The sequence below is a fragment of the uncultured Rothia sp. genome, assembly GCF_937976295.1.
GTDB lineage: Bacteria > Actinomycetota > Actinomycetes > Actinomycetales > Micrococcaceae > Rothia.
The window spans coordinates 1-4,554 of sequence record NZ_CALJRY010000046.1 but is presented as its reverse complement, the minus strand read 5'-3'; the positions used below and the strand labels follow the sequence as shown (position 1 = coordinate 4,554).

Annotated in this window: 3 protein-coding genes and 1 pseudogene; 1 reads left to right on the top strand and 3 read right to left on the bottom strand. The window is 59.5% G+C overall.

The features are described 5' to 3' along the window. Positions 1–264: 264 nt before the first annotated feature. The 3 genes from ilvC to Q0216_RS01285 form a co-directional block, all read right to left on the bottom strand. Positions 265–1,293 carry a ketol-acid reductoisomerase gene (ilvC, locus tag Q0216_RS01295; RefSeq protein ID WP_070692390.1) on the bottom strand — a complete coding sequence of 343 codons (1,029 nt, stop codon included), beginning with the start codon at positions 1,291–1,293 and terminating at the stop codon, positions 265–267. A gap of 239 nt (positions 1,294–1,532) precedes the next feature. Then, positions 1,533–2,033: an acetolactate synthase small subunit gene (gene ilvN / locus Q0216_RS01290; RefSeq protein WP_298592309.1), complete on the bottom strand. Its 501-nt coding sequence runs from the start codon at positions 2,031–2,033 to the stop codon at positions 1,533–1,535. After that, on the bottom strand, positions 2,033–3,853 hold the full coding sequence (locus tag Q0216_RS01285; RefSeq protein ID WP_298592307.1) for an acetolactate synthase large subunit: 1,821 nt from the start codon (positions 3,851–3,853) through the stop codon (positions 2,033–2,035). The genes ilvN and Q0216_RS01285 overlap by 1 nt, the downstream gene beginning before the upstream one ends. A 434-nt stretch (positions 3,854–4,287) precedes the next feature. Here Q0216_RS01285 and Q0216_RS01280 point away from each other — a divergent pair. Further along, positions 4,288–4,554, top strand: a pseudogene (locus tag Q0216_RS01280) (hypothetical protein); the annotation flags it as partial.

Genomic DNA, 4,554 nt, shown 5'->3' with positions numbered 1-4,554 from the left:
CCCAGAACCCATTGATTAAGAGTCAATTGCTCTGCCAATTGAGCTAGAGGCGCTTGCCTGTTTTTCAGGGTTTCCCTTGCAACAAGTAAATACTATACGGCATTCTGTGGGTACCCGCAACTTGAACAAGCATGAACTGTATCACATCTTTAATGGGTGCTGCGATTCAGCCAAAAACAGCAAGAATCCGGCGCCTCACCCGCTCCCCTGTGCGGGGTGCGGGTGGAGCACCGGATCCTTAGAAAGCTATTGCTGAGCTACCGTTTAGCGAGCGACGGAACCTTCGGTGTAGTCATCGTCAACGGAGTTCCAGGAGAACAGCTCGCGCAGCTTGCGGCCGGTTGCCTCGATGGGGTGTGCCTCGCCCTTTGCGCGCAGTTCCTTGAACTCGGGTGCGCCTGCAGCCTGGTCTTCCATGAAGCGCTTTGCGAAGTTGCCGTTCTGGATGTCTGCCAGGACAGCCTTCATGTTTTCCTTGACCTCGGGGGAGATCACGCGGGGGCCGGAGACGTAGTCGCCGTACTCTGCGGTGTCGGAGATGGACCAACGCTGCTTAGCGATGCCGCCTTCGATCATCAGGTCAACGATGAGCTTGAGCTCGTGCAGGACCTCGAAGTATGCGATTTCGGGCTGGTAGCCAGCTTCGGTCAGGACCTCGAAGCCGTACTGGACGAGCTGGGAGGTGGAGCCGCAGAGGACTGCCTGCTCGCCGAACAGGTCGGACTCGGTCTCTTCGGTGAAGGTGGTCTTGATGACGCCTGCACGGGTTGCGCCCAGTGCCTTTGCGTAGGACAGTGCCAGTGCGAGTGCTTCGCCGGATGCGTCCTTCTCAACTGCGACCAGGGCGGGAACGCCGCGGCCTGCTTCGAATTCGCGGCGGACGGTGTGGCCGGGACCCTTGGGAGCAACCATTGCCACGTCGACACCCTCGGGTGCGGTGATGTAGCCGAAGCGGATGTTGAAGCCGTGTGCGAAGAACAGTGCGTTGCCGGGCTTCAGGTTCGGCTCGATGCTCTCTGCGTAGACCTTTGCCTGGACCTGGTCCGGGGTCAGGATCATGATGACGTCTGCTTCTGCTGCTGCTTCTGCAACGGTTGCGACGCGCAGGCCTTCTGCCTCAGCCTTGGCACGGGACTTGGAGCCCTCGGACAGACCGACGATGACCTTCACACCGGAGTCACGCAGGTTCAGTGCGTGTGCGTGGCCCTGGGAGCCGTAACCGATAACTGCTACGGTGCGGCCCTGGATCAGGGAGAGGTCTGCGTCGTCGTTGTAGAAAATGGTTGCTGCCATTTTTCTTCTCCTCAGTAAGTTTGATATGCGGCCCAGGCTGGGCTCAACACTGACTATTCTACTTGAAAGCTGTTTAGTTGCGGGCTGTCGAGAGTACTTCTCAGCATCTGAAGTATCCGGAAGATCTGTAAGCCCATAGGGGCGGGTATCGCATCGCACGCCGGTTTCCCGGTCGAAGCGGTGCGATACCCGACGCTATTGCCCGCTGGTGCGGGGTTTGTGTGGCACCCTGGTGGGTGTTAGATGCGCTCGCTCATGGCGCGGGGGCCACGAGCCAGGGCGATGGTGCCTGCGCGAACGATTTCGCGAACGCCGTAGGGTTCCAGAACGTCCAGCAGTGCGTTGAGCTTCTCCTCAGAGCCGGTTGCCTCGATGACAACGGACTCGGGGGAAACGTCGATCACGGATGCGCGGAACAGGTCTGCTGCCTGTACGATCTGCAGGCGTGCTACTGCGTCTGCCTTGACCTTAATCAGGATGTGACCGCGGCGGGTGGAGGAGTCGGTGGGAAGCTCGACAATCTTCAGAACGTGGACGAGCTTGTTCAACTGCTTGGTAATCTGCTCCATGGTGTGTGCGTCGCCTTCGGTGACGATGGTGATGCGGGAGACACCGGGGTTTTCGGTGGGGCCCACAGCCAGGGAGAGGATGTTGAACAGTCGGCGGGAGAACAGACCGGAGACGCGGGTGAGAACGCCCGGCTTATCTTCTACCAGAACGGACAGAGTGTGCTGAGACATTAGTTCTCTCCCTCACGATCGAACTCGGGCGAAGCGTTCTTCGCAATCCAAATCTTGTCATTAGATACGCCTGCCGGGACCATGGGCCAGACGAGGGCGTGGGGGCTGACGGTGAAGTCAATGACCACGGGGCGGTCGTTGATTTCGAGGGCAGCCTTGATGGTTGCGTCCACGTCTTCGTCGCGTTCGCAGCGGAAGGTTGCGCAGCCGTATGCTTCGCCGAGCTTGACGAAGTCGGGGATGCGTACGGTGCCGTGGCCGTCCTTCAGGTCGGTGTTGGAGTAGCGCTCGTCGTAGAACAGAGTCTGCCACTGGCGCACCATGCCGAGGGAGGAGTTGTTAATAATGGCAACCTTGATGGGGATGTTGTTCTGTGCGCAGGTGACCAGTTCCTGGTTGGTCATCTGGAAGCAGCCGTCGCCGTCGATGACCCAGACGGTGGAGTCGGGGTGTGCGACCTTTACACCCATGCCGGCGGGGACGCCGTAGCCCATGGTGCCCAGGCCTGCGGAGCTGATGAAGTGGCGGGGGCTTTCCTGCTTGATGTAGTGTGCACCCCACATCTGGTGCTGGCCAACGCCGGTGACGTAGTATGCGTCGGGGCCGGTGAGGGCACTGATGCGCTCGAGGACGTATTCGGGCGAGCCGAGGCCGTCAGCGGGCTTTTCGTAGCCGAGCGGGTAGTCCTTGCGGATTGCGTTGAGCTCGTTCCACCAGTCGGTGAGGTTCGGCAGCTGGTCTGCGAACTCGGTGGAGAGCAGCTCGATCAGCTCGGGCAGCACGTACTTGAGGTCGCCGACGATCGGCACGTCTGCGAAGCGAATCTTCGAGATTTCGGCGGGGTCAACGTCAATGTGAATGACCTTAGCCTCGGGTGCGAAGGAGTCGAGCTTGCCGGTGACGCGGTCGTCGAAGCGTGCGCCGAGGGTAATCAGCAGGTCTGACTTCTGCATTGCGGCGACGGCGGGGACGGTGCCGTGCATGCCGGGCATGCCGAGGTTCTGGGGGTCGGAGTCGGGGAACGCACCGATTGCGTTGAGGGTGGTGACGACGGGTGCACCGATGAGCTTAGCCAGCTTGTGGAACTCTTCGGAGGCACCTGCGCGGACCAGGCCGCCACCGACGTAGAAGACGGGGCGCTTGGACTCGGTGATGAACTTTGCAGCTTCGTGGATCTGCTTGGAGTGGCCGCGGGTGGCGGGGGTGTAGCCCCGCAGTTCGAGGTCTTCGGGGATGCCGCGGTATTCCATCATGCCGACCTGCGCGTCCTTAGTGACGTCCACGAGCACGGGGCCGGGGCGGCCGGTGGATGCAATGTGGAATGCCGCTGCGAGCGCGCGGGGGATGTCCTGCGGGTCGGTAATCATGAAGGAGTGCTTGGAGATGGGCATTGTCATGCCGACGATGTCAGCTTCCTGAAATGCGTCGGTACCGAGCAGTGCGGTGGACACCTGGCCGGTAATCGCGACCAGGGGGACGGAGTCCATGTTTGCGTCTGCGATTGCGGTCAGCAGGTTGGTTGCGCCGGGGCCGGAGGTTGCGATGCACACGCCGGTCTTGCCGCTGGACACTGCGTAGCCCTGAGCCGCGTGGCCTGCGCCCTGCTCGTGGCGCACCAGGATGTGGTTAATCTTGGAGGAATCCATGAGCGGGTCATAGGTGGGCAGGATTGCCCCGCCGGGCAAACCAAAAACGTCGGTGACGCCAAGCATTTCAAGGGAGCGGATGATCGCTTGGGAGCCGGTCATGCGCTCGGTGGTGTGTGTTTCGCCCGCCGCCGAAGTTTCGGGGGCGGTCTTAGCCGAGTATCCCGTGGTCATATTAATGCCTCTTATCGGTTCTTCAGTTCTCTGTAATCTGAGGTGAGGTGCGATAAGCTGGTGTGCCTTTCGCGCGTGCGCCCCGGTGGTTCCGTAGCTACAAAAAATACCCTCCGCTGGTGGTGGTAGCGAAGGGCGCTTACGTAGACAGCATCAAAGCCTCGTCCTGCGGCGCCCTAGGCGACGACTACGAGGCTAAGAATCAGCTGCATCTGTTGCTTTTGCACCCTTCTATGTTCGCGCGCTGGCGTGCGTGAGTCAAATCTCCCGTGCCGTTTTAACGAATTTTTTGCAGTATTTTTTGAGAAGTTGGCTTGTGAACGGGATACAAGTGTTATCTGCCGACCACTACCGGAGTATTTCACCAGTAAATTAGTGCGTTTATGTGACATAAAACGGTGACGTAGAACGCGCCTGCCGGTAGAATTGGGGGTATGACCGATGTGAAAAATACGGCCGACACCGATGTAGCGCAGGCCAATCAACAGCAGGGCACACAACAACTAACCGGAGAGCAAGTAATCCGAGTACTGCACCCTGCTTTTGATAATCAGATCATTAATTACGGTGCCTACAACCTGGTGTATGCGACCGGTTCCGCGACCTACCGCAACCCCGATATTGCGGCTCTTCAGGAGGATCACCAAGAGTGCTTTCTGGTAGGTTATCAGGATTCACCGGATGAGGTGATTATTGCACCT

What these genes read in the sequence shown, in the direction of transcription:
- ilvC (WP_070692390.1), bottom strand. Translation starts at nt 1,293, where the DNA reads ATGGCAGCAACCATTTTCTACAACGACGACGCAGACCTCTCCCTGATC.
- ilvN (WP_298592309.1), bottom strand. Translation starts at nt 2,033, where the DNA reads ATGTCTCAGCACACTCTGTCCGTTCTGGTAGAAGATAAGCCGGGCGTT.
- Q0216_RS01285 (WP_298592307.1), bottom strand. Translation starts at nt 3,853, where the DNA reads ATGACCACGGGATACTCGGCTAAGACCGCCCCCGAAACTTCGGCGGCG.